We start from the raw sequence: 23,865 nt of genomic DNA on the forward strand, positions 1-23,865 counted from the left end.
ACAAAGTGGTTCCGTCCTCATTCCCTGACCGGTGGACGGAACCACTTGTTCTCTTTCCCGCCCCGTCTGGAGCCCCGCCGATGCCGGCCAGCACCACCACCGCACCCGTCGCCCTCACCGCCAAGGCCCTGCTCCTGGACATGGACGGCACGATCGTCAACTCCGACGCGGTGGTCGAACGCTGCTGGCGCGAATGGGCGGTCTCCCACGGGCTGGACCCGCAGGCGGCCATGAAGGTGGTCCACGGCCGCCAGGGCTACGCCACCATGGCGGTACTGCTGCCGGACCGCCCCATGGAGCTCAACCACGCCGAGAACGCGGTGATGCTGGCCCGCGAAACGGCCGACACCGACGGCGTGGTCCCGGTCGCGGGCGCCCCGGAGTTCATGGCGGCGCTCGACGGTCTGCCGCACGCCCTGGTCACCTCCGCCGACACCGCCCTCGCCGCGGCCCGGATGACCGCCGCCGCTCTGCCCATGCCCGAGATACGGGTCACGGCCGAGTCCGTCAAGGCCAGCAAGCCCGACCCCGAGGGCTTCCTCATGGGCGCCGCCGCACTGGGCGTGGACCCGGCCGACTGCATCGTCTTCGAGGACTCGGCCGCGGGCATCACCGCGGGCCGGGCAGCGGGCATGCGCGTGATCGGCGTAGGCCCCCGCGCAGCCGCCCACGCCCCGACGGCCCACGTCCCGGACCTGACGGCACTCCAGGTCACGACCACCCCGGACGGCTCGATCACCATCACGCTCCACCCGGCGGCCTGACCCCGAACGGCACCTACGACGGCGAGGCGGAAGCCGGGGGCGGGGGCTCGGGAGCCGACCGGGCGGCGCCGTGAAACGGGGCGGTGCTTCGGGGAGCGGGAGCTGCTCGGGCGGCATCAGAGCTGCGTATGGGGGTTTCCCGTCAGTCCCGTCGTCCCTCCGGGTCGGATCGAGTGGCTCCCGCCCCCCGAACCCCCCGCCCCACCACCCGACCCCGCCCGCCCGGCTTCCACCGCCCGCAGGGCGCCGCCCGCAGGCCGCCGCCCCCAGGCCCCGCCTCTACTGCCCCACTCGCCCGTCGATGCGTTCGCGCAGGAAGTCCGCGTGGCCGTTGTGGCGGGCGTACTCCTCGATCATGTGGACCAGGACCTCGCGGAGTTCCATCGGTTCGTCGTCGTGTCCACCGTTGCCCGTGACGTCCAGGCCGGGGGCCTCCGCCACGAGTCGTTCCGCGAAGGCGACCTCGGCGCGCCAGGTGGCCCACGCGTCCGCGACCACCGCCAGGTCGGCCACCGCGCCGGTGAAATCCCCCGCGCGGTCCTCCTCCGAGCGGTAGTGCCGACGTATCTCCTGGCCCGCCATGACCTGCCGGAACCAGTATTGCTCGACGCCGGCGAGGTGGCGTACGAGACCCAGTAGGGACAGGTTGGACGGTTCCACCGAGCGCCGCGCCAGGGCCTCCGCGTCGAGGCCCGCGCACTTGAGTTCCAGCGTCAGGCGCTGGTCGCGCAGGTACCCGGCGAGTACGGCGTGCTCGCCCTGGAATCCGCCGTCGGTCCGGGTGTCCTCGTCGGGGTGGACGAACATGTTGGACCAGCCGAACTGCCGGTCCTCGGCGGACACAGCCGTCGTCACCGGCGCGGGCGCGGGTGCCGGCACCGCCGGAGGCGCGGGCTCGATGAAGGGGCTGATGGAGGGGCGGACCGAAGGGCGGGCGGAGGGGCCGGTGAAGGAAGCGGTGTGGGTCACGCGCACGAGCCTGACCTGTACGTTCTCCGCCCGCAAGGAAATATCCGCCTTCTCGGCCCCAGCCGCGGCCCGTCGGCTCAGCCCGCGATCGCCTCGTACAGCGAGAACGCGGCCAGCGCGGCCATCACGGCAGCGGCGATCTTGGTGATCAGCCGCAGCGGCACGTACTTCATCAGGGTGCGCCCGCCCAGGATGCCGATGCCCGCGACCGCCCAGAGGGCGAGTACGGCGCCGATGCCGACCGAGACGGGGTCGTCGTACCGGGCGGCGAGGTTGGCGGTCATGATCTGGGTCAGGTCGCCGAACTCCGCCACCAGGATCAGCATGAAGCCCGCCCCGGAGACCTTCCAGAAGGACTGGTCGGCGGGCGGCTTGACCTCCTCGTCCCCGTCGTCCTTCTTCAGGAGCAGCATGGCCGCACCCAGGAGGAAGAGGATGCCGACGACGGCCTGGACGAGCCGGTGCGGGAGCAGCGTGAGGACGCTGCCTGCGGCGATGGCGAGCGCGACGTGTACGGCGAAGGCGGCGGCGACGCCCGCGAAGACGTAGGAGGCGCGGTAGCGGGTGCCGAGCATCAGGCCGGCGAGGGCCGTCTTGTCGGGGAGTTCGGCAAGGAAGACGACGCCGAAGGCGATCGCCGTGATGCTGAAGCTGAACACGGGGGTGAAACCTCGATCGGTCGGGCAGGGCGCCATCGGGACCGAGAGACCTGGGGTGTGTCAGGCGTCGCTTCGGCTCGGCGGCGCCCTGGCTTGCGCGTGCGCGTACGAAACGCGCCTGCGCTGAACAGGACACTGCGGCCGAAGGTCTCGCTGGCCGGCCGCTGTCGCGACCTGCCTCCGGGCGCCGGCTGGGGTGACCCAGCAGTATGTCGACGGTCCGGCGAAGAGCTACTCCCCTTCTGCTCCGAACAGAATACGCGACGCCCACGGTCGGCCGTGATGGGCCTTTGGTCCCGCACCTGCCCAGTCCCGACCCACCCAGACCTGCCCTGACCTGCCCCGATCCACCCTTGCCCGCCTTGGCCTGCCCTTGCCCGCCCTGGCCTGCCTTGGCCCGCGCCGCCTCGTCGTGTCGCGCCGGGAACCGCCCTGAACCGCGCCCGGCGGCCCCTTTCCCCCTCCCACGGCTGCGGAATGTCAACTTCCGATTAAATCCGGGGCGTTGAGCGACTTGATGTGACGTGCTCATGTCGCCAGGCTGTCACCTGGCGCCCATCCCCGCGATACCCGGCGCCGCCACGATGGCCACGCCCCGCCGGGGCCGCACGGCCACACCCCCCGCACCCAGGGAGCCCCTCATGGCACTCATACCCAGCATCTACGCGCGTCGAATTGGCGTGCTCGCGTCAGCGGCTGCTCTCGCCGCGCTGACCGGACTGCTCAACGCCCCCGCCGCCCAGGCCGCGCCGCCCGCCCCCATCAGCGCCTCGGCCGCCCGCGCCTACCTGGCGACGGTCACCCCGAAGACCGAGGGGTCCACCAGCGGCTACAGCCGCGACCTCTTCCCCCACTGGAGCACCGTCTCCGGCAGCTGCAACACCCGTGAGACCGTCCTCAAGCGGGACGGCGTCAATGTCGTCCAGGACTCCGCCTGCGCCGCGGTGAGCGGAAGCTGGTACTCCGAGTACGACGGCGCCACCTGGACCGCCGCCTCCGACCTCGACATCGACCACGTCGTCCCGCTCGCCGAGGCCTGGCGTTCCGGCGCCAATTCCTGGACCACGAGCAAGCGCCAGCAGTTCGCCAACGACCTCACCCGCCCGCAGCTCATCGCGGTCACCGACAACGTCAACCAGGCCAAGGGCGACCTCGACCCCGGCAAGTGGCTGCCCTCGCGGACGGCCTACCGTTGTACGTACGCACGGATGTGGGTCAACGTGAAGCAGTACTACGGCCTGAGCATGGACTCCGGCGAGAAGACGGCCCTGGTCGACATCCTGAACGGCTGCTGACCAAGCCGGCCGATCTTTCCCCCGCCAGGGGGAGGCGTGGCTCCCCCCACCCGTCGTACCGTGATCGAAGGGGCTACGGAGGAGGGGGAGTTGCATGGCCGGACTGCGTCTGGGGCCGCTGCTGCGCCACGTCGACTGGGACACGGGGCGGTCGGCCACGATATGGGTCGAGGCGGATCGCCCGTGCACGGCCGAGGTGCGGTGCGCGGACGGGGCGGGCGGTAGTGCGCGCACCTTCCAGATAGCCGGTCACCACTATGCGCTGGTGACGGTGACCGGCCTGACCCCGGGCGCGACCACGACCTATGAGGTGCTGCTCGATGACCGGCCGGTGTGGCCGCTGCCGGAGAGCGGTTTCCCGCCGAGCACGATCACCGCTCCGGCCGTGTCGGGGCCCGGCCGGCCCGGGCCCGGGCTGCGCGTGACCTTCGGTTCCTGCCGGCAGGCCGCGCCGCCCGCGGGCCGGCACGGGCCGCACGGCGCGGACGCGCTCGACACCCTCGCGGCGCGGCTGGCCGCGGACCCGGAGGCGGTTCGCCCGGACGTCCTGCTGTTGCTCGGCGACCAGGTGTACGCGGACGCGCTGTCGCGGGAGACGCGGGCGTGGCTCGCGGCCCGGCGGGATCTGCGGGAGCCGCCGGGTGCCCAGGTCGCGGACTACGAGGAGTACACGCGGCTCTACTACGAGTCCTGGCTCGACCCGGAGATCCGCTGGCTGCTGTCGACCGTCCCCAGCCTGCACATATTCGACGACCACGACGTCATCGACGACTGGAACACGAGCGCGGCGTGGCTGGCGGAGATGCGGGCGACGCCGTGGTGGCGCGAGCGTGTCCTCAGTGGACTGATGTCGTACTGGGTGTACCAGCACCTGGGCAATCTCTCTCCCGCCGAGCTGGCGGCCGACGCGGTGTACGAGGCGGTACGGCGGACCCCTGACGGTACGGACGTATTGCAGGCCTTCGCGTCCGCGGCGGATGCCGATCCGGGGACGGTGCGCTGGAGCTACCGGCGCGACTTCGGCCGGACCCGACTGCTGATGGTGGACACCCGGGCCGCGCGGGTGCTGGCCGAGGACGGGCGGGCGATGCTCGATCCGGCGGAGCAGGAGTGGCTGCGGGAGAACGCCTTGGCCGGGCACGGTGGTTACGACCATCTGCTGATCGGGTCCTCGCTGCCCTGGCTGATGCCGCCGCTGATCCACGATGCCGAGACGTGGAACGCCGCGTTGTGCCGCGGGGAGCGGGGGCCTCGGTGGGCGCGGATCGGGGAGGATCTGCGCCGGCGCAGCGATCTGGAGCACTGGGCGGCGTTCCCGGCCTCGTTCGCGGCGCTGACGGATCTGATCGAGGAGGTCGGGACGGGGCCGCGGGCGCCGTCGACGGTGTGTGTGTTGTCCGGGGACGTGCATCACGCGTATGTGGCCGAGCCTCGAATACCGAGTACGGCGCGGGTGTTCCAGCTGACGTGCTCGCCGGTTCACAATTCCATCCATACCGCGGTGAAGTGGGGTTTCCGGCTGGGTTGGTCCCGGACGGGGCGGTGGCTGGGGCGCGGTTTCTCCCTGCACGGGCGTACGGGGCGGCCGCCGCTGAACTGGCGGCGTACGGGTGGGCCCTGGTTCGGGAACCAGCTGATGACGCTGGCTCTGTCGGGGCGGACGGCTCGGCTGCGACTGGACCAGGCGCGCAAGAAGCGGGAGGGGGCCGTGCTGGTGACGGTGCTGGACCGGGAGCTCACGGCGGCCGAGTAGGGGATGCGGCGGGCTCCGGCGGTGTGGGAGTCGTCTTGGCGAGGGGCCCTGGGGAGGCGTCCGTCCTTGGCCGACGTCCGTCCCCGGCGCGCGCACCGGGCGGGCGCCCCGGGCATCCGGGATGCGGGCACCGGGCGTACGCTGTCTGGCTGTCAAGCCGCTCCTGCCGCTCCCCGCGACGTCGCGGCGCTTCGTGTCGCTTCATGTCGTTTCGTGTCGCAGCACGTCAACCGGACTGGGGAGTCCCGCTTTGTTTGAGACGCTGGGATCGCTGACCGCGAGCCCATGGATCTACGCCCTCGTGGCGCTGTCCATCGTGCTCGACGTCTTCCTCCCGGTGCTCCCGAGCGGGGTCCTCGTGATCACCGCGGCGGCGGCCGCGGCGGCCGCCGGGGCGGCGGGTCCGGTACCGGTGCCGGTGCCGGAACAGGTGCCGGACATCCTGCTCCTGCTCGTGATCGCGACGACCGCGTCGGTACTGGGAGACATGGCGGCCTTCCGGCTGGGCCGGCGCGGCGGAGCCCGGCTGGACCGGGCCATCGCCCGTTCCCGCCGACTGACCCGGGCCCATGAGCGGCTCGGCACCGCCCTGGCCCGCGGTGGCGGCGCCCTGGTGGTCATCGCCCGCTTCGCCCCGGCGGGGCGCTCGGTGGTGTCCTTGGGTGCGGGCAAGACCCAGCGCAAGGTGGCGGAGTTCCTGCCCTGGTCGGTCCTGGCGGGTATGGCCTGGGCCGGTTACAGCGTGGCCCTCGGGTACTTCGGCACGCAGTGGCTGGGCACCCAGTGGCTCGGCACCGCCCTCTCGGTGGTCGCCCTCTTCGCCGCGGGCGCCCTGGCGGCCTTCCTCGTCCGCCGTCCGCCGCCGGCCGCGGCGACGGCCGCGTAGGCGGGCTCCGCTGCCCGGTCCCTCCCCCGGGCGGAGCAGTGGCTCACCCGTTCACCCGGCCCCGATCGCCGCGCCCGGGCTGGGCTCCTAGCGTCCACAGGACGGTGCGCAACCGAATGCGCGTCACATCCGTGGCCCGGCCGCGCCGTTTCGACGAGCCGAGGAGTCCTCTCCATGCCCGCCAAACCGCCCGCCGCACCGCCCGCAGCAGCACGTCGCCTGATGACCGTCGCGGCCGTGACCCTCATCGCCGCTGCCGCCGCCCCCGCCACGGTCGCGTACGCCTTCCCCTCCGCCACCGTCTCCCCCACCGCCGTCGCCCCGGGCGGCCGGGTCGCGCTCAATGTCGCGGGATGCGGGACGCAGGTCGCCCGCGTCACCTCGACCGCCTTCGGCGAGGCCCGACTGACCCCGGGCAACCAGGCGGCCGCCAGCCTCATCGGCAGCGCCACCGTCTACGACAACGCCACCCCGGGCGCGCACCGCGTCGTCTTCGAGTGCGGTGGCCCCGGCGGCGAGCGTGTCACCCTGTCGCTGCAGGTCACCACGGGTGCGGCGCGGGGTGGGACGGGTGGCAGCATCGGTTCGATGAGCCCGGGGCAGATCGCCCTCGGCAGCGCCCTCACCGCGGGCGCGCTGGGCGCCGGAGTGTGGGTGATGCGCCGCCGCGCCGCAGCCTCGTAGGCCTGGCCCGGGTCATGCCGGGGCGGCCTGCCCCCGTACGTGCACCCCGTCGAGCAGCGCCGCGGTGGCTTCGGCGACGGCGTCCACCGCCGCCTCGAACACCTCGCGGTTGTGCGCGGCGGGCGCCCGGAACCCGGACACCTTCCGTACGTACTGCAGGGCGGCGGCGCGGATCTCTTCCTCGGTCGCCTTCTCGGGGATGGCGGGCGGGCGCAGAGTCTTAATGGAACGGCACATACCCCTACTATCCCGCTACCGGGGCAGCTCGGCCCCGGAAAGTTTCATGATCAAACCGGCTTGGAGGCGGGCCCTCAGCCCCGGGTCCTCGACCGCGTCCAGCAGCTCGATGGCCTGCTGGGTCGTCTCGGCGGCCCGCCGGTCGTCGCGCAGCGAGGCGGTCTGGTCGGCCATGTGCCTGAGCGCGATGTCGGCCCGCCGGTGGAAGAGCTGCCCGATCAGGGTGATGACCAGCCCCGCCGAGCTCGTGACGATCCCCAGGTACAGCTCCCCGCCGCCCTCGGCCTTCCAGACGGCCAGGCCGACCCCGAAGAGCAGGATCGCCGCTCCGACCCCGGCGAACCGCTGGCTGGTCGCGAAGCTGCTGCGCGCCTGGGTCAGCCCGTAGGCGTAGTACTCCACGAGAATCGGCGTGAAGTCGTCCCGTCGCTCTCCGGTCTGCGCCGCGGGGTGCTGCACCCCGCCGACGTCCTGGAACTTCCCCCCGCCGGGCAGGGCGGTGGGCCGTTGCTCCGGCTCGGCGAGGCTCGCCAGCAGTCGCGCCCGCTCCTCTTCCCGCTTCCGCTCGAACCGCACCCCCCGGGACCGCTCCATCAGCGCCAGCGCCACGGCGACCACGGCCACGACCAACCCACCCCACGCGAGCTCGCCCATGCCCCGACGATCCCACGCCGGGAACCGCCGGCCAAGGGAGCATCCATCTCCCCAAATGCGAATGAACCGCACCGAACCTAGACTGACCGAGGCATGAAGAGTCACCGACGAGGGAGACCAGCATGGCTAAGCGAGGCAACAAGCGCCGGGCCCGCAAGAAGAAGAAGGCGAACCACGGCAAGCGCCCCAACGCCTGACCCGAAAGACCCCCGACCTCACCGGCCGGGGGTCTTCGCGGTTCACGACGGGCCCGCAGCAGCCCGTCAACTCCGGCGGGTCAGATCGACGGTGGCGCCACCGCTGAACATCGAGTCGTGCAACTCGATGCGCGCGGGATCCGCACCCTTCGGAATGTCGAAGACGACGATCCCGTCGAGGACGCTGCCGGGGTTGATCTGCTCGAGGAACGACTCGCTGCCGTCGAGATGGATCGCCGCGGCGGTGTCCGCCAACCCGCCTGGACCCCCGCGGCCTGCCCGTCTTCCGACGAGACCCGCAGCCATGCCGTGCACCGGTCGGAGAAGTCGAAGGGCAGGTAGGCGGTGCCGCCGACCTTCCTGAGTCCCGCGATCCGAGAACTCCACCGGTCCAACAGGCGCGCGAGCCTGGCCCCGAGTCCGCCCGGCGCCGTGGGTGCTTCGTCCGGGCCGATGTAGGCCGATGTAGTAGGAGTCGCATTTCTGCCGGTACGAGCCGATGCGCAGCCTGAGGTCGTTGTGCGACCGCTTGGTGGACACGCGATCGAAACGCAGAGCGATTCCTGCGGGCACAGCGGGCATCCTTCAGCGCGAACTTGCGGTGAGGCGTCGGCCGTCGCGGCTACGGACGTGGGGCTCGCGGCGTGCGGTACTCCTGGCCGTTCTCGTCACGCTTTCGAGCCCAGCAGGTCCAGCTCGCTTCCGATCGCCTCGCGCAGCCGGTCGTGCTGCGGGCCGAGTGCGTGCTGCTCGTCGCTCCAATTGGTGCGGGGATAGAGCCACACGGGCATGCGCACCAGGTCGGAGGGCTCCCATTCGAAGCGCGGCCATACGTGCGCGTGCAGGAAGCCGTCGGTGTTGCCGAGGATCTCCAGGTTCACGCGACGGAAAGCCCCGTCCAGTCGGCGGCAGGCCCGTTCGACCGCTTCTCCCAGTTGGTCCATGTCGGACAGGAACGCCAGCCGCTTGTCCCGGGGCAGGTCCGACAACCTCTCCACCGCCGGGTCGTCCACCAGCAGCACCGAGTAGCCCGGCAGGAACTGCACATCGCCGATCGCCGCGAACCCGGCGTCCAAGCGCCTGAGCACCGTGGGGTTTTGCCCCCGCAGCGCAGTTCCGATCCGGTCCTTCCGCCAGTCACCAGTCATGGCCAGAACCTACCCACCGGTGATCATGAAACCCGCCACGGCACGCCGGTGCACGTCGACATCACCCAGGTCAGGCCGCCCGATGCCCCCAGAACCGCACCTGTAGGTGTCGTATCTGGACGCAAGTCGATCGTGGATGTCATGTGGCGTCGATGTGGCACGCGAAAGCCCCCAACCAAGATCGATCGGGAGCCTTTTCGCTGGTGGGCGCGGACGGTTTCGAACGGCCGACATCTGCTTCGCAGCTCGCCCAAGAACAACGACTCACGCGCCTACCCCAGGCTGCAGAGTCTGTCCTCGGCCGCTCGCGAGTGCCACGATCCACCGATGTTGATGTCAGCTGTGGATGTCAGCAGCGCTTACCACCAGGACCACTTCTTCCTCCGAAGCGCCTGCTTCTTCGCCTTGGCTTCCGCCTCCTCGCGGTCTGCCGCCCCGCGGGCTGTCCACTTGCCCTGATGCTGGTAGCACTGGCCGCTGCCTACGATGGCCGGCCTCGTGCACCGGCCACCACCCTTCTTCGGAGCTCCACACCTCGGCTGAGTCACTCCCTACCGCCTCCCTCTCGAGCAGCCAAATGACGCCGGCAGCGTCTCGCCGTTTACGCAGGCCGGGAAGGGGCCGGGAAGACGCGCACGAGAGCACGGCAGGGCACACGGGAGCAATAGTCAAGACTGTGGATGAGGCGCTGAGGCATACGCCGACTTCTCGGTCGTCCGGGCGACGCCGGCTCACACGGAGTTGGTGGGCTTGGATGCTGCCGGCTGGAAGGTGAAGTCCATCGGGAACGGGTTCGGAACGATGTCGTCGGACCAGAGGCAGGCGACTTCGACGCCGTCTTCGATGGCGTCCAGCATGTCCAGCGCTTCCACCTCGACCATGGCGATCCTGGCCGTGCCGCCCTCCGCATTGGTGTAGATCTTCTCTTCCCGGCGCCCTCGGGCCAGCGCCTTCTGCAGGCCGGCCGCGTAGTCGTCGGCTTGGAACAGGAACACCGATACCGAATAGAGAAGGACGTTACTGCCGCTCGACATATGTGCGAAGCGGATGCGGCAACTGAACCAACTGAGCCCGAAGGCAGGGTCTGTAGAGATCACGAGCGCACCCTAGTTCGCGCCCTCCCAGACCGTGCTGCCCTCGGGATCAGGACCGCGGTGCCGGCGGGCAGCCGCCACACTGGCTCCCCAATCCACGGCCTGAACCTGGTCGTGGTCCCGCAGCCCCACCCCCACACCCACCGCACGTGAATCCCAGGTCCTCCAGCCATCGCCCGAGCGGGTCATGGAGCACTTGGGCGGTTCCTCCAGAGGCCGGCCCCGCTGCCCCTGACGGCCCTCCCACCGGCGCCACGTCCGCGGTGAGACAGTGAAATGGGCATCCTTGAGAAGCCTGTGCCCGTGCGCCTGGAGCGCGGCGGCCGCTGCGTCAACGGTGCGCCAAGCCACGCGGAGCCGAGCAGTGCGGAGCGCGTCGATTCCGATGGCTCATCGCCCCGGTGTGGGGTGCCATCGCGCCCGTGCGCCGCCTTGGCCGCTACGTGGCCGCAGATGGCCATGTGCTGGTCTGTCCGCCCCCGCAGGTGCCCGCACATGCTCTTCCTGTGACGATGAACAGCACAGATGAGCAGCACCACTTACTCCCGTCGTTGCCACAGCCGTCGCCAGGTCCGAGCCCTGAGTTGACGGCTCGTGCGGCCGCAGGCTGGGAGCGGTTCCTGCGCTCCGCCGGGAAGGGAGTGGGACGCACCCGATGAGTGAGCAGTGCGAGTACGTACCCATCGCCTGCTCCGCAAGCGCGTCCGGGACGTCGCATCGGGCCTTGAGGGCGAGTTGATGGCTGTCGTCAACGAGAACGTGTCGGCGTCCGTGCTCCACGAATACTGGGTGGAACTCGCCTACATCCGAGGGCCGTCCGGTCGGGAAATCTCGACCGCCGTCGACAATATCGAAGCCGTCCGAGGCACGAGGAGGACGCCGATGCCTTCGAGCCCGCATCGACACGCCGGTGTCCGGCCCAGCCATTGGATGTCGATCACGGACGTCACGCAGCGTCGATGTGGCATGCGAAAGGCCCCCAACCATGATCGGTTGGGGGCCTTTCGACTGGTGGGCGCGGACGGTTTCGAACCGCCGACATCTGCTTTGTAAGAGCAGCGCTCTACCCCTGAGCTACGCACCCGTGGATGAGTGGACAGCCTACATGGCGGGCACACCCCCCACGCAAACCCGTTCGCGTGGGGGAGAATGGACCGGGGCACGGCGGACGCGGCACGGGAGAGGGATTGTGACGACGGCATCCCGGCGGTGGTTCGGCGGGCGGGACGAGAGTCGGCGGGCGGATGCGCAGGCGGCGAAGGATGCCGCCGCGGCGGCGTTCTACGAGCTGGACACGGCGCAGCGGGATCTGCGGATCTCGATCGAGACGATCGCGGCGGCGGACGGGTCGCCCGCCGCGCGGCAGGCGACCGAGGGGTTCGCCGCGCTGGGGCGGCGGATCGACGAGGTCAGTCACGTCTACATCGAGGCGGTCGACGCGCACGACCTGGACCGGGCGGAGTTGGAGGCCTCGGTCGCCACGCGCGCGCGGGAGCAGCTGACCCGGGCCCGGGACGAGCTGGTGCGGGTCCAGGGGGAGCTGGAGCGGTTCGCGCAGGGGCTGCAGCCGCTGTTGGACAAGGCCGAGACGCAGTTGGCGCGGGTGGCTCCGGCCCGGGAGCGGGCCAGGGCTGCGCTGCTCGGGGCGAGTGACGCGCTGGACGCCGTACGGGCCAAGGGGATACGGGCCGATGACCTGGCGGCGCGGTTGGCGGCGCTCGGCCCGGAGCTGACGAAGCTGAACCAGGGCGCGGCCCAGCACGGCGTGCAGGAAACGGTGCAGCGTGCCGACCGGATCCTGCGGGACGCGGAGGCCGTACGCGCCGAGGCGGCGCGGCTGCCCGAGCGGGCGGCGGAGATCGACCGGCGGCTGGTGAGTCTGCGGACGCGGGCGCAGGCGTTGCGCAACCGGGCGGACCGGGTGGATCCGGTGCTCAGTGAGCTGCGGCGGCGGTTCAGTGCGGCCTGCTGGCAGGATCTGCAGCACGTGCCGGACGAGGCGGTACGGGACGTGGCGCGGGCCGAGGAGCAGTTGCGGGAGGCCGGGCAGGCCCGGGACGAGCAGCGGTGGGCCGACGTCGGGGCGCTGATCGATGCGGTTCGGGGCTCGCTGGACGCGACGGACGAGGCGGTGTCGGCGGCGCAGGACCGGCTGACGCGGCTGGAGGCGGTGGCGCGGGATCCGCAGGCGGAGGTGGACCGGACCCGTTTCGCGATCCGGGATGCGCAGCGGCTGGCGATGGCGGGGCGCAGTGTGCCGGATCCGCGGCACGCGCGGCCGCTGGACGATGCGGTGGCGCGGGTGACCCGGGCGCTTTCGGCGCTGGAGGGGCGGCATCCGGACTACTGGGCGTTCCTGCTGGAGATGGCGGACGTACGGGCTTCCGTGAACCGGGTGGTGACCGGGATCCGGGCCGAGCGCGGGCACGGCTAGGCCGTCCGTCCCGTTCGGTACTTGCCCGCTGAGCGCGGGTCGTCCGGGGCCTCCGGCCGCGGTGCCTCGTCGCGGCCGCGGCGCCCCCTGGCGGGCACCCGGTTGTTTCCGGGCGGCCGGCGGCGGATGCTGGGAGGTGCCGGGAACGGAGCAGAGGAGGGCACCATGGCTGCCCACACCTACAAGAAGCCTCCTGTGACCCATGAGCCCTATGTGGCTCATGCGGCGTACGGGTGCACGGAACCGCACGAGCACTACGCGCCCTACGTCGCCCATGAGCCCGATCCGGACGCGCCCGCCCCGCCACGTCTGGCGGACACGGTCTCCCGGCGCATGGGACGCGTACTGCATCCCGTCAACGCGCAGCTCGACGATCATCTGCCGACCGATCACAAGCTCGGCCAGGTGTACCGGGTCGGGGCGGGGCTGATGGGCCTGCTCCTGGTCGTGTTCGGGATCCTGGGGCTGGTCGACCAGATCGGGTTCTTCGACACCGGCGGGGACACGGTGCTGGCCCTGAACACCAACGGGGCGCTGAGCGTCCTGTCGATCTGCATCGGCGCCCTGCTGATCTACGGGATGGTGGTGGGCGGAACCTTCGCCTCGACCCTGAACATCGTGCTGGGCGTGCTCTTCATCGCGAGCGGGTTCGTGAATCTCGCGCTGCTGGACACGGAGCTGAACTTCCTGGCCTTCAAGATCCAGAACGTGCTGTTCAGTTTCGTCGTCGGCGTGATGCTGATGTGGTTCGGGATGTACGGGCGGGTGGGCAGCGCCCTGCCGCACGACAATCCGTACTGGCGGGCCCGCCACCCCGAGCAGGCGGCCCGGGAGGACCGGGTGCGGCGCGTTCAGGGGCGGCCCCCCGTGACCCCCGTCATGCACGGCCGCTGCCCGTAGCCGCGCCGTCGTGCCGTAGCCGCGCCGTACGTGCCGTAGCCGCGCCGTACGTGCCTCAGCCGCGCCGTACGTGGTCGTAGCCGCGCCGTACGTAGCGCCCGGGCGCCGGGCGCGCTTAGCCTGTGCGCATGCCTCGATACGATTACCGCTGCCGGACCTGCGACGACACCTTTGAGGTCAGCCGGCCCATGGCCGAGTCCTCCGCGCCCGCCGACTGCCCGGCGGGGCACTCCGACACCGTGAAGCTGCTGTCCGCCGTCGCCGTGGGCGGGACGAGCAGTGCCCCCGCGCCCGCGATGGGCGGCGGGGGCGGCGGCTGCTGCGGTGGCGGCGGCGGCTGCGGCTGAGCCCGGTCGGGGCCGTCAGCGCTTGCGCGACAGGGTCAGGCCGTCCGAGATCGCGAGCAGGACGGATTCCATGCGCGGGTCCGCCGACACGTGGTCGTTGAAGGCGCGGACGCCTGCCGCGGCGCCGGTGGCCGACTCGTCGAGGACCGTGCCGTGGTACAGCGTGTTGTCGGTGACGATCAGGCCGCCCGGACGCAGTCGCGGCACGAGCTCCTCCCAGTAGGAGATCTGGCTCTGCTTGTCCGCGTCCACGTAGGCCATGTCGATGTGCGGTTCGGTCGGCATCGCGCGCAGGGTCTCCAGCGCCGGTGCGATGCGCAGCTCGATGCGGTCCGCGACGCCCGCGTCCTCCCAGGCCTGCCGGCCGTACCGGGTCCACTCCTCGGAGACGTCGCAGGCGATGAGGCGGCCGTCGGCGGGCAGCGCCTGGGCCATCGACAGGGCCGAGAAGCCGGTGAAGGTGCCGACCTCCACGATGTGGCGAGCGCCGGTCAGGCGCACCAGGAAAGCCAGCAGCGGCCCCTGCTCCTCCGCCGACTGCATCCCTGCCACGTCCGGGAACTTCGTGTACGTCGTCGCCACCAGCCCCCGCTGGACCTGGTCCAGCGGGGGGTTGTGGTCGAGCATGTACCGGTAGAGCTCGTCTGTGATCTTGGTGCTGTTGCCCTTGGTCATGCGTCCAGTCTGCCCAGTCGGGCCGCCTCCTGGGCGAATGCGCGCACGATTTCCTCGCCCGCCAGGACGCCCGCCGTGGCCAGCGCGGTCACCGACGGCGCCGTCCAGGCCGCGTCGGCCAGTTCGCCGTGTCCCGGGCGCCAGCCGGCGTCCGCCGCCAGCAGCAGGTCCGCGTCCAGCAGCGAGTCGCCGGCCGCGAGGGTGGTGGTGGCTCCGGTACGGCGGGCGACCTCGCGCATCGCCGCGCTCTTGGTGAGCGGGCGCGGGACCGCGTAGATCTTCCGGCCCTGGAGGGAGACCGTCCAGCCGCGGGCCTCGGCCCATGCCGTCAGGGACTTGAGCCATTCGTCCGGGACCAGGTCCCGCTCCACGACGAGGTACGCGAAGAGGTCCTCCGCGAGGCGTGCCTTGCGCAGCCACGCCGGGTCGGCCACGGCCAGCAGGTGCTGGTGCACCTCCTCCAGGGGGGCGCACTCCTCGGCCAGGCGCGCCGCGACCTGCCGCCGCCAGTCCCGGTCCGGTACCCCGTCGACGAGGAGCTGCCCGCCGTTGGCGCAGATGGCGTACGGGGCCGGGCGGCCGGGGAAGCGGATGCGCTGGTACTGCTTGCGGGTCCGGGTGGTGGTGGGGACGAAGACCACCGAAGGATCGGCCGTCAGCTCCGCCAGCAGTCCCGCCGCCGTCTCCGTCATGTAGGACAGCGGCTTGCTCTCGTGGACCTCCACGCACAGCAGCCGCGGGGCCACCGGGTCGGGCATGGTCAGGCCGAGGGCGGCCGTCGAGTAGATGAGCGTACGGTCGAGATCACTGGCTACGAGGACTGTCACTTCGAGGCCACAGCCTTTCCGTCGGCGCCGGTGGCGCCGCGCGTGTATCGGGGGTGGATGAGTCCTACGCACGTGTAGGGCAGCCCGTCGACCTCTTCCACCGGGACGCCGCGCTGCTCGGCGAGCAGCCGTACGTGGTCCAGGTCGGCCCCGGCGCCGCGCTGCGCCAGGATCTTCCACGGGACCCGGCGCAGCAGGACGCGGGTGGTCTCGCCGACGCCGGGCTTGACGAGGTTCACGTCGTGGATGCCGTACTCCTCGCTGATCCGCTCGACGGCCGCCCAGCCCTCCCAGGTGGGGGTGCGGTCGGCCGCGAGGAGCTCCTTGACCTCCTCGTCGACGGCGTCGGCCACCTCGTCGAAGTGGGCGGCGACGGTGTCGACGAAGGCGACGGAGACGTCGGCTCCGGCGAGCTCGCGGTAGAACTTCGCGCCGTGGAAGTCGGCGGGACCGACCAGGTCGGACCTCAGAACCGTACGCGAGACGAGACCGGAGACGGTGGAATTGAGACAGGCGGAGGGGATCAGGAAGTCCTCCCGGGTGCCGTACGTGGGCACGCAGGAGCCGGGGTCGGCGAGGACGACGATCTCCGGGTCGAAGCCCGGGAACTCCTGCAGGGCGATCTTCAGCTCGCGGGTGATGGCGCCCTTGCCGGTCCAGCCGTCGACGAAGACGACGTCGGCCGGGTCGTGGTGGGCGGCCAGCCAGCGCAGGGCGTTGGCGTCGATGCCGCGGCCGCGCACGATGGAGACGGCGTAGTGCGGCAGGTCCAGTCCGTGGCGGGCGCGGGCCCAGCGGCGCATCAGGACGCCCACGGGGGTGCCGGCGCGGGCCAGGGAGACCAGGACCGGGGACGGGGAGCGTTCGGCGAGGACGGTCTCGGTGACCGTGCCGACGGCTCGGGCCACGCGGACGGCGGAGGCGGCCAGCGCGCTCGCGTACAGCTCCTGGTACTGGGGGGAGGGCTGGTACTCGACGGGCAGGGACTCGGCGTAGTGCGCCCCGCCCGCCTGTATCGCCTCCTCGCGCTCCTCCGTCGGCGCCTCCAGTTCGACGTCGGAGAAGTCCTGGAGCAGCCAGCCGACGTCCTCGGCGGCGTACGAGGAGAAGGCGGGGCCGCGCAGGGGCTCGCGCAGGGTCGCCGGCGTCGACTCGGTCCGCAGGGTCTGCTGGGGCTGCTCGGGCGACCCGGTCGACTCGGTCTGCTCGGTCTGCTCGGTCGGTGCGGTCTGCTCGGTCGGTGCGGTCGGTGCGGTCATGATCGGCTTCGGCTCCCGCCGGTCGGGTGTGTAGGACGGGACGACGGCCAGGACGACGTGGCCGGTGTGCGGGGCGAGGGCCGCCAGCAGTCCGGTGTGCAGCTCGGGGGTGTCCCCGACCGAGTCCACGACGGCGACGACGGCGTCGAAACCGGCGCCGTCCGTTCCGCGGACGTTGTAGGCGTAGCGGTCGCCGGGGCCGTCGGCCGGGGCGTCGTGGGCCGGGAAGACCAGCCGGGTGCGGATGGCGTAGCCGGGGTCGTCGACGGCGAGGACGGGCGAGCGGGTGGTGGTGGAGAAGCGGACCTCTCGGACCGCCCCCGCCTCCTCCAGGGCCTTGGCGAGGCGCAGCGGTGCGTACATCAGCTCCTCGTTGCCGAGTACGAGAACCCGCCCGGGTTCGGTGCCGAGCGCGGCGGTGACCCGGCCGGCCAGCGCGGGGAGCGCGGCCTCCAGCGCCGTGCGGTGGGCGGGGGTGAAGCCGTGGCGTCCGCCGTCGGGAACCCCCGCCGGCCAGTCCAGGTCGACGCGTGTGATCGGCCGCGGGCCGTCCGCCGGGGCTTCGCCGGGGCCGTCCGCCGGGGCTTCGCCGTGGGCCCCGCTGCTCGAACGCCGGAGGGGCTGATGTTGCTCGACCCGTGCCTCGTACTCCTCGACCAGCGCCTGGCCCTTGGCCAGGACGCCGTCCGGGAGGGAGACGGTGCCCGAGGCGAGGGCGATCAGGTCCACGCGCGCGCCCAGCTCGGCGGCGAAGGCGGTGAGCCGGTCGCGGTCGGCGGCCGAGCGCATGTCGACGAGGGCGACGACGACGTAGTGCGAGCGCGGGTGGCGGGCGTGCAGGTCGCGGATGGTGTTCAGGACCGTGTTGCCGGTGGAGAACTCGTCGTCGACGAGGACCAGCGGTCCGGTGCCGGCGAGCAGCCGCGGGTCCTCGGGCAGCAGCAGGTGCGAGGTGGCGTGCGAGTGCGCCTCCTCGAAGCCGCCGGCCTGCTCCACGCCGACCACGGGGCGGCGGGTGGAGTGCAGGTAGGGGGCCGGGCCGAGGCCGTCGGCGACGCAGTGGCCGAGGCCGGTGGCGGTCTCGGCGTAGCCGAGGACCACGGCAGCGGCGGCGCCCTCCTCGCCGAGCAGCTCCCGTACGCGTTCACCGAGGCCGAAGCCCGCCCCGTACACGAGCTCCGGGGACTGCGGGACGTGCTTGCCGAGGACCTGCGAGACCAGCAGGTGGGCGCGCTTGGGGTTGCGCCGCAGGGCCAGTCCGAGCAGCTCCGTCAGCCGCGGGCCGTCGCCGGAGTCCTGCAGGCTCACGCCCAGCCGGTCCGCGACCCAGGTACCCGACCACACCGCTTCGATCGTCTTGCCTTTCCTCGTCATCGTCATTGTCCGCGCCCGGGCCCGCGTCCGCGCGGGCGTACCGGCAGGGGTGCCGGCAGGGGTACCGGCGGGCGTGCTCACACCTGGAGCCCGGCCGTGAGCAGGTCGACGAAGCCGACCTCCTCCTTCGCCACACCGAAGACCTCGGCGCGCAGCATGGTGCGCTCGGCCCAGGCCCGGTGGGGCTTCACCTCGTTCATCTTGTTCGTGTAGGCGCTGCGCATCACTCCGCCGCCGCCGCGCTCGGGCCGCAGGATGTCCTGCGCGTCGCAGAACTCCTCGTGCGAGACCACCGACAGCGCGTGCACGGGCGTGACGTGGGCGGGGTGGATGCAGGTCTTGCCGAGCAGTCCGTTGGCCCGGTCCAGCTCGATCTCGCGCAGCAGTCCGTCCAGGTCGTGCTCGATCAGGGCGGTACGCAGTTCCTCCACGCCCTCCTCCAGGAAGGGGCTGCGGCGCAGCTGGGGCTTGAAGAGGCGCTGCTGGCTGCGGAAGTACTCCCAGACGGGCCCGGTCACCGTGAAGCCGGTGCCGTCGGCACGGCTGAGGACGTTGACGACGTCCGCGATGACGCCCGCCACGATCTGGACGTCGTAGGCGGTCATGTCGGGCGTGCGCCGCAGGCCGTAGGCCGAGCAGAAGTCGGTCACGCCGAGCCGCAGCGCCAGGACGCGCTCGCGGTGGCTGTTGACCGTGCGGGAGATGCCAGCGAGGGCTTCGACGCGGGTTTCGAGGTGGAGGAGGTCCGGGGTCTCCAGGACGGGCATGGCGTACAGGCGGGGGACCCCGGCGACGGCCTCCGCCTCCGCGACGGCCTCCAGGAAGGCGATACCCCGCGTCTCGTCGAACTTCGGGAGTACGAATCCGGCCAGGCGCCGTACGGAGCCGCCGAGCCGGCGCACCAGGTCGGGTATCTGCTCGGCCGTGCGGACACGGATGAAGAGCAGCGGGAGCGCCGCGCCATCGGCGTCGAGCTCGGAGAAGTGCCGGACGAGGTTCTCCTCGGCCCCGGCGACATCGCCGTCGCTGATGGAATCCTCCAGGCAGAGGACCATCGAGACGACCCCGCGGCCGGCCTGCTTGCGGATGTCGGCGGCGAGCGTGGGCCGGGTGGCCGGGCTGTAGAGCGTGGCTCCCAGTGCCGCCGCGAGGACGCGGGAGGGTGAGGCTCCGGTGAATTCCGCCGGTTCCTGGTGGAAGAGGTCCTTACGGACGGTGGGCGTTATGTGCCCAAAGTGACGCATGTGCTTCCCCCGTACTGCCTCGGCGGCCCAACTGGCATGGCCGGTAATAGTACGTACGAACGTGAGTCAAGAGTTCCTCAAGCACATGAAGTTCAGGTAACCCTCTTGCACCATGCCCAGGTCTCGCGTTCGAGACAAGGCCCTACGGGGGGCCGCATTGTCCCTGTCCACCCCGGGAGGGCAGGATGACGTGCATGACGCACGCGATGCAGAAGGGCTCGAACATCCCGGTGGCCGCCGTGGCGGTCCGGGCGGTGCTGCGCTGGACCGGCGGCCCCGAGGTGCCGGACGTGGACGCCTCGGCGCTGCTCGTCGGCCCGGACGGCCGGGTGCGTTCGGACGAGGACTTCGTCTTCTACAACCAGCCCCGGCACCCCTCGGGGGCCGTCTGGCGACTCGGCAAGAAGCAGATCGGTGACGCGATCACCGACGCCGTCCAGGCGGACCTGCGCACGGTGACGCCGACGGTGGACCGGATCCTGGTGGTCGCCTCCGCCGAGGACGTCCCGTTCCAGCGGGTCAGCGACCTGCGGATCCTCCTCTACGACGCCACCTCGACCGGCGGCTCCGAACCGCTGGCCTACTTCGACGTACGGCCCGAGACCGGCGCCGAGACGGCGCTGATCTGCGGGGAGCTGTACCGGCGGGGCGAGGGGTGGAAGTTCCGGGCCCTCGGCGAGGGCTACTCCGACGGACTGGTGGGGCTGGCGACCGACCACGGGATCTCGGTCGACGAGAACGCCGCCGCCGAGCCGGACGCGAGCCCCGCGGCCGGCGTCGGTGCCGGCCCCGGCGCCGGGCCCGCCTCCGAGCAGACGGCGATGATGGCTCCGCCCACGCAGGCCCCGCCGCCCGTCGAGCCCGCCTACGGGTACCCGCAGCCCGTGTCCCCGGCCCCGGTGCCGGGTCCGGGCGGCGATCCGTCCTTCCGGCTGCCGGTGCAGGGCCCGCAGTTCATCCGCCGCTGACGCAGCGGCGGTCCGACAGGGCCGCCGACGACCCCGCCGAGGGCCCCGCGACGCTCCCGCGTCCCGGGGCCCCGGTCAGCTCTTGGTGCTCTTGTAGCCCCGCCCCCACTGGAGCCCCCAGCCGTAGAGCCGGTCCAGCTCGGCCTGGAACCCGTACACGAACTTCACCTCGCGCCGCACCACGAGCTCGCCCTTGACCTTCTCCAGGGAGACGACCGCGCAGGACCGGGCCTGCGGGTGCCGCTCGTCCAGCGGGATCTCGATCCGCGGCCCCGTGACGGGGTAGAGCGTCACCATGGCGTGCGTCCGGTCGAAGGCCGGCGTCTGGTCGTAGATGTAGACGAAGACCAGCAGCCGCTTGATCTCGTCGGCGTGGTCGAGGTTGACGTAGAGGGTCTCCCCCGACGCCGAGCCGAACCGGTCGTCCCCGCTGAGCTTCACGTACGGCGGGTCGTTGAGGTCGCCCAGCAGGTTCCCCAGCGGCTGTACGGCGCCGCGCGTGCCGTCCTCCAGCTCGTACAGGCAGCCCATGTCGAGGTCGACATTGACCATGCCCTGGGTGTGCGCCTGCACCATGTCCGGCTTGAACAGCTTGAACGGGTGCCGGAAGAGCTGGCCGCTCTGCCCCGAGCGGCCGCCGATGTCCGAGGTGCGCATGCGCCAGGACAGATTGACGCGCAGATTGCCGTGGACGGCCCCCTGTTTGGTGAGCGACACCGTCGAATGTCGCTTGGTCAGCTCGATCGCGTTCGACGAGGCACTGCCCGACTGGAACTGCACGGCCCGGCTGCCCATGATGCCGTCGAAGAAGCCCATCCCCTACCCCCTGGTCCCCTGATCCCCTGAAACGCCCTGAGCCTACGGAAGCGGGGCGGCCCGCCGGGTCCGTGGACCCGGTGGACCGCCCCGCAGATGGAGCGTTCCGCATTACCGCCACGGTCATGCCTCGGCGGTGGAACCCTCCAGTTCCAGGCGCTTGTTGCGGCGCACGGAGGACCAGAAGGACCATCCGATGAGCAGCACGCCGACGAGACCGGTGATGATCTCGTTGATCTCGTACTGGATGGTGACGAGCAGGATCACGGCGAGCGCGCCGATGGCGTAGTGCGCGCCGTGCTCCAGGTACACGTAGTCGTCGAGGGTGCCCTGGCGGACCAGGTAGACCGTCAGCGAACGGACGTACATGGCACCGATGCCGAGGCCGAGGGCCATGAGCACGATGTCGTTGGTGATGGCGAAGGCGCCGATGACTCCGTCGAAGGAGAAGGAGGCGTCGAGGACCTCGAGGTAGAGGAACATGAAGAAGGCGGCCTTGCCGGCCATGGCGACGGCCGTGACGGGCTTGCCGGACTTCTTGGCCTCTTCCTCGGCCTCGTGCTCGGCTTCCTCCTCTTCCTCCAGCTTGTTCTCGAAGTAGCCGGAGAGGCCGCCGACGATCATGTAGGTGATCAGGCCGAGGATGCCGGAGATCAGGACGGTCTGGGCCTTGTCCACGTGGACGCCACCGTGCTGGTGGGCGTTGGCCCCGACGGTCATCGAGGCGATGACGAGGACGATCAGCGCGAGGCAGGCGGACAGCATGTCGACCTTGCCGAGCTTGGCGAGCGGGCGCTCCAGCCAGGCGAGCCACTTGATGTCACGGTCCTCGAAGATGAAGTCGAGGAAGATCATCAGGAGGAACATGCCACCGAAGGCGGCGATGGACGGGTGGGCGTCCGTCACCAGCTGCTCGTACATCTCCTTGTCGGAGAGGGCGAGGTCCACGGCCTCCAAGGGCCCGATCTTGGCGCTGATCGCGACGATCACAACGGGGAAGACCAGTCGCATACCGAAGACCGCGATGAGTACGCCGATGGTGAGGAAGATCTTCTGCCAGAAGGCATTCATCTTCTTCAGGATCCCGGCGTTGACCACCGCGTTGTCGAAAGACAGCGAGATCTCGAGGACCGACAGGATCGCCACGATACCGAAGGCCTGCCACCCCCCGTAGAACACCGCTGCGACCAGACCGAGCGCAGTGATTGCGAACGACCAGCCGAAGGTTTTGAGAACCACTGGCACCCCATCGTCTTGTACGGCTTTACGAAACGTTGACCCCGAAGTCTAGAGCGATGCCTCGGAGCCCCGACGCGTACCCCTGCCCCACCGCACGGAACTTCCATTCACCCCCGTACCGGTAGACCTCGCCGAAGATCATCGCGGTTTCGCTGGACGCGTCCTCGGACAGGTCGTAGCGGGCCAGTTCCTGGCCGTCGGCCTGGTTCACCACGCGGATGAAGGCGTTGCTGACCTGGCCGAAGCTCTGCCGGCGGGAGTCCGCGTCGTGGATCGAGACCGGGAAGACGATCTTGTCCACGGCCGCCGGCACCTTGGTGAGGTCGATGATGATCGACTCGTCGTCGCCTTCACCCTCGCCGGTGAGGTTGTCCCCTGTGTGTTCGACGGAGCCGTCGGGGCTCTTCAGGTTGTTGTAGAAGACGAAGTACTCGTCCCCCAGCACCCGACCGCTGTTGCACAGCAGTGCGCTGGCGTCGAGGTCGAAGTCGGCTCCCGTGGTCGAGCGCGCGTCCCATCCGAGACCGATCAGAACCCTGGTGAGGTTCGGTGCGGCCTTGGAGAGGGAGACATTGCCCCCCTTGGCGAGTGTGACGCCCATGTTGTGGTCCTCCCCGGACGACGGTGTGGCGGTATGGCGATGTGCCGGTGGTGCGAGTGGTGTGGTGCCGGTGGTGCGGTGTGGCCGGTGGTGCGGGTGGCCGGTGGTGCCGGTGATGCGGTGTGCCGCCCGCGGTGGCGTCCACGGGGTAAAGCCGGTCCGGCGCCGTACACACAGTGCACGGCGCCGGACGGACGGACTGCTCTCGGACTCAGACGTTGACGCCGAAGTCCTGCGCGATGCCGCGCAGGCCCGATGCGTAACCCTGGCCGATGGCGCGGAACTTCCACTCCGCACCGTTGCGGTACAGCTCGCCGAAGACCATGGCGGTCTCGGTCGAGGCGTCCTCGGAGAGGTCGTAACGAGCGAGCTCGCTGTTGTCGGCCTGGTTCACCACGCGGATGTACGCGTTGCGGACCTGGCCGAAGCTCTGCTGGCGGCTCTCGGCCTCGTAGATCGAGACCGGGAAGACGATCTTGGCGACGTCGGCCGGGACGCCGGCCAGGTTGACCTTGATCGCCTCGTCGTCGCCCTCGCCCTCACCGGTGGTGTTGTCACCGGTGTGCTCCACCGAGCCGTCGGGGCTCTTCAGGTTGTTGAAGAAGACGAAGTTCGCGTCGCTGGTGACCTTGCCCTGGTCGCTGGTCAGGATCGCGCTGGCGTCGAGGTCGAAGTCGACACCGGTGGTGGTGCGAGCATCCCAGCCCAGACCGACGATGACCGCCGTCAGGTTAGGCGCGGCCTTGGTCAGCGAGACGTTGCCGCCCTTGCTGAGGCTGACTCCCACGGGTCCTCCATTGGGTTCTGTGTGTGGGGCGGTGCCCCGTCGTGCAGGGGTCCT

General features: G+C 71.0%; 24 protein-coding genes, 1 tRNA gene and 1 pseudogene. 10 read left to right on the forward strand and 16 right to left on the reverse strand.

Annotated features, from left to right (window positions below; translation table 11 throughout):
- Nucleotides 1-80: 80 nt before the first annotated feature.
- On the forward strand, nt 81-764 hold the full coding sequence (locus tag AB8A24_RS22485; protein ID WP_369477328.1) for an HAD-IA family hydrolase: 684 nt from the start codon (nt 81-83) through the stop codon (nt 762-764).
- A 279-nt stretch (nt 765-1,043) separates the two neighbouring features.
- On the opposite strand, the gene AB8A24_RS22490 is transcribed toward AB8A24_RS22485, so the two are convergent.
- On the reverse strand, nt 1,044-1,571 hold the full coding sequence (locus AB8A24_RS22490) for a DinB family protein (protein ID WP_369477382.1): 528 nt from the start codon (nt 1,569-1,571) through the stop codon (nt 1,044-1,046).
- A gap of 239 nt (nt 1,572-1,810) precedes the next feature.
- On the reverse strand, nt 1,811-2,392 hold the full coding sequence (locus tag AB8A24_RS22495) for a TMEM165/GDT1 family protein (RefSeq protein WP_030013166.1): 582 nt from the start codon (nt 2,390-2,392) through the stop codon (nt 1,811-1,813).
- Nucleotides 2,393-3,042: 650 nt separating this feature from the next.
- On the opposite strand from AB8A24_RS22495, the gene AB8A24_RS22500 reads away from it, so the two are divergent.
- From AB8A24_RS22500 to AB8A24_RS22515, 4 genes are all read left to right on the forward strand, one after another.
- A complete protein-coding gene (locus tag AB8A24_RS22500) occupies nt 3,043-3,687 on the forward strand; it encodes an HNH endonuclease family protein (RefSeq protein ID WP_328965990.1) in 645 nt (214 codons plus the stop codon).
- A gap of 94 nt (nt 3,688-3,781) precedes the next feature.
- Nucleotides 3,782-5,440, forward strand: coding sequence for an alkaline phosphatase D family protein (locus AB8A24_RS22505; RefSeq protein WP_369477330.1), 1,659 nt, complete (start codon nt 3,782-3,784; stop codon nt 5,438-5,440).
- A 250-nt stretch (nt 5,441-5,690) separates the two neighbouring features.
- Nucleotides 5,691-6,326 (forward strand): DedA family protein, encoded by a 636-nt coding sequence (locus AB8A24_RS22510; protein ID WP_030757731.1) that lies wholly within the window; start codon nt 5,691-5,693, stop codon nt 6,324-6,326.
- 174 nt (nt 6,327-6,500) lie between these two features.
- Nucleotides 6,501-7,010, forward strand: a complete 510-nt coding sequence (locus tag AB8A24_RS22515; RefSeq protein ID WP_369477333.1) for a hypothetical protein — start codon at nt 6,501-6,503, stop codon at nt 7,008-7,010.
- A 12-nt stretch (nt 7,011-7,022) separates the two neighbouring features.
- Here AB8A24_RS22515 and AB8A24_RS22520 read toward each other — a convergent pair whose 3' ends face one another.
- The 5 genes from AB8A24_RS22520 to AB8A24_RS22540 all read right to left on the reverse strand — a co-directional run bounded on the left by AB8A24_RS22520 (nt 7,023) and on the right by AB8A24_RS22540 (nt 10,343).
- The gene (locus tag AB8A24_RS22520; protein WP_030389450.1) at nt 7,023-7,247 is read right to left on the reverse strand and encodes a DUF2277 domain-containing protein; all 225 of its coding nucleotides are present in this window, start codon (nt 7,245-7,247) and stop codon (nt 7,023-7,025) included.
- A gap of 15 nt (nt 7,248-7,262) precedes the next feature.
- A complete protein-coding gene (locus AB8A24_RS22525; protein ID WP_369477335.1) occupies nt 7,263-7,901 on the reverse strand; it encodes a hypothetical protein in 639 nt (212 codons plus the stop codon).
- 263 nt (nt 7,902-8,164) lie between these two features.
- The gene (locus AB8A24_RS22530) at nt 8,165-8,353 is read right to left on the reverse strand and encodes a DUF4352 domain-containing protein (protein WP_369477337.1); all 189 of its coding nucleotides are present in this window, start codon (nt 8,351-8,353) and stop codon (nt 8,165-8,167) included.
- Nucleotides 8,354-8,766: 413 nt separating this feature from the next.
- The gene (locus AB8A24_RS22535) at nt 8,767-9,246 is read right to left on the reverse strand and encodes a diadenosine tetraphosphate hydrolase (RefSeq protein ID WP_369477339.1); all 480 of its coding nucleotides are present in this window, start codon (nt 9,244-9,246) and stop codon (nt 8,767-8,769) included.
- Between the two features lie 731 nt (nt 9,247-9,977).
- Complete coding sequence (locus AB8A24_RS22540) at nt 9,978-10,343, reverse strand: DUF4288 domain-containing protein (protein ID WP_369477341.1); 366 nt, start codon at nt 10,341-10,343, stop codon at nt 9,978-9,980.
- 652 nt (nt 10,344-10,995) lie between these two features.
- Between AB8A24_RS22540 and AB8A24_RS22545 the strand changes: the two are divergent.
- Nucleotides 10,996-11,195: pseudogene (locus AB8A24_RS22545) on the forward strand (hypothetical protein); the annotation flags it as partial.
- A 154-nt stretch (nt 11,196-11,349) separates the two neighbouring features.
- On the opposite strand, the gene AB8A24_RS22550 reads toward AB8A24_RS22545, so the two are convergent.
- Nucleotides 11,350-11,424: transfer RNA gene (locus tag AB8A24_RS22550), tRNA-Val, on the reverse strand.
- Nucleotides 11,425-11,445: 21 nt separating this feature from the next.
- On the opposite strand from AB8A24_RS22550, the gene AB8A24_RS22555 reads away from it, so the two are divergent.
- The 3 genes from AB8A24_RS22555 to AB8A24_RS22565 all read left to right on the forward strand — a co-directional run bounded on the left by AB8A24_RS22555 (nt 11,446) and on the right by AB8A24_RS22565 (nt 14,021).
- On the forward strand, nt 11,446-12,774 hold the full coding sequence (locus AB8A24_RS22555) for a hypothetical protein (protein ID WP_328963493.1): 1,329 nt from the start codon (nt 11,446-11,448) through the stop codon (nt 12,772-12,774).
- Between the two features lie 333 nt (nt 12,775-13,107).
- Complete coding sequence (locus AB8A24_RS22560; RefSeq protein WP_328965989.1) at nt 13,108-13,674, forward strand: DUF4383 domain-containing protein; 567 nt, start codon at nt 13,108-13,110, stop codon at nt 13,672-13,674.
- A 128-nt stretch (nt 13,675-13,802) separates the two neighbouring features.
- On the forward strand, nt 13,803-14,021 hold the full coding sequence (locus AB8A24_RS22565) for a zinc ribbon domain-containing protein (RefSeq protein ID WP_369477343.1): 219 nt from the start codon (nt 13,803-13,805) through the stop codon (nt 14,019-14,021).
- 15 nt (nt 14,022-14,036) lie between these two features.
- Here the strand turns inward: AB8A24_RS22565 and AB8A24_RS22570 are convergent, their stop codons facing one another.
- The 4 genes from AB8A24_RS22570 to AB8A24_RS22585 all read right to left on the reverse strand — a co-directional run bounded on the left by AB8A24_RS22570 (nt 14,037) and on the right by AB8A24_RS22585 (nt 19,400).
- The gene (locus AB8A24_RS22570) at nt 14,037-14,696 is read right to left on the reverse strand and encodes an O-methyltransferase (protein ID WP_328963491.1); all 660 of its coding nucleotides are present in this window, start codon (nt 14,694-14,696) and stop codon (nt 14,037-14,039) included.
- Nucleotides 14,693-15,523 carry an HAD family hydrolase gene (locus tag AB8A24_RS22575; protein WP_328963490.1) on the reverse strand — a complete coding sequence of 277 codons (831 nt, stop codon included), beginning with the start codon at nt 15,521-15,523 and terminating at the stop codon, nt 14,693-14,695. Before AB8A24_RS22575 ends, AB8A24_RS22570 begins: the two co-directional genes overlap by 4 nt.
- Nucleotides 15,520-18,156, reverse strand: coding sequence for a phosphoribosyltransferase (locus AB8A24_RS22580; protein WP_369477346.1), 2,637 nt, complete (start codon nt 18,154-18,156; stop codon nt 15,520-15,522). Before AB8A24_RS22580 ends, AB8A24_RS22575 begins: the two co-directional genes overlap by 4 nt.
- 77 nt (nt 18,157-18,233) lie before the next feature.
- A complete protein-coding gene (locus tag AB8A24_RS22585) occupies nt 18,234-19,400 on the reverse strand; it encodes an HpcH/HpaI aldolase/citrate lyase family protein (protein ID WP_369477348.1) in 1,167 nt (388 codons plus the stop codon).
- A gap of 194 nt (nt 19,401-19,594) precedes the next feature.
- Here AB8A24_RS22585 and AB8A24_RS22590 point away from each other — a divergent pair, with 194 nt between their 5' ends.
- The gene (locus AB8A24_RS22590) at nt 19,595-20,368 is read left to right on the forward strand and encodes a TerD family protein (protein WP_328963487.1); all 774 of its coding nucleotides are present in this window, start codon (nt 19,595-19,597) and stop codon (nt 20,366-20,368) included.
- A 75-nt stretch (nt 20,369-20,443) separates the two neighbouring features.
- Here the strand turns inward: AB8A24_RS22590 and AB8A24_RS22595 are convergent, their stop codons facing one another.
- The 4 genes from AB8A24_RS22595 to AB8A24_RS22610 all read right to left on the reverse strand — a co-directional run bounded on the left by AB8A24_RS22595 (nt 20,444) and on the right by AB8A24_RS22610 (nt 23,811).
- Nucleotides 20,444-21,184: a Tellurium resistance gene (locus AB8A24_RS22595; RefSeq protein WP_030715374.1), complete on the reverse strand. Its 741-nt coding sequence runs from the start codon at nt 21,182-21,184 to the stop codon at nt 20,444-20,446.
- Nucleotides 21,185-21,307: 123 nt separating this feature from the next.
- Nucleotides 21,308-22,423 (reverse strand): DUF475 domain-containing protein, encoded by a 1,116-nt coding sequence (locus tag AB8A24_RS22600; RefSeq protein WP_328963486.1) that lies wholly within the window; start codon nt 22,421-22,423, stop codon nt 21,308-21,310.
- 25 nt (nt 22,424-22,448) lie between these two features.
- The gene (locus tag AB8A24_RS22605) at nt 22,449-23,024 is read right to left on the reverse strand and encodes a TerD family protein (RefSeq protein WP_030715379.1); all 576 of its coding nucleotides are present in this window, start codon (nt 23,022-23,024) and stop codon (nt 22,449-22,451) included.
- 211 nt (nt 23,025-23,235) lie between these two features.
- Nucleotides 23,236-23,811: a TerD family protein gene (locus AB8A24_RS22610; RefSeq protein WP_030715382.1), complete on the reverse strand. Its 576-nt coding sequence runs from the start codon at nt 23,809-23,811 to the stop codon at nt 23,236-23,238.
- Between the last annotated feature and the right edge of the window lie 54 nt (nt 23,812-23,865).

This window comes from Streptomyces sp. BF23-19 (assembly GCF_041106355.1).
GTDB lineage: Bacteria > Actinomycetota > Actinomycetes > Streptomycetales > Streptomycetaceae > Streptomyces > Streptomyces virginiae_A.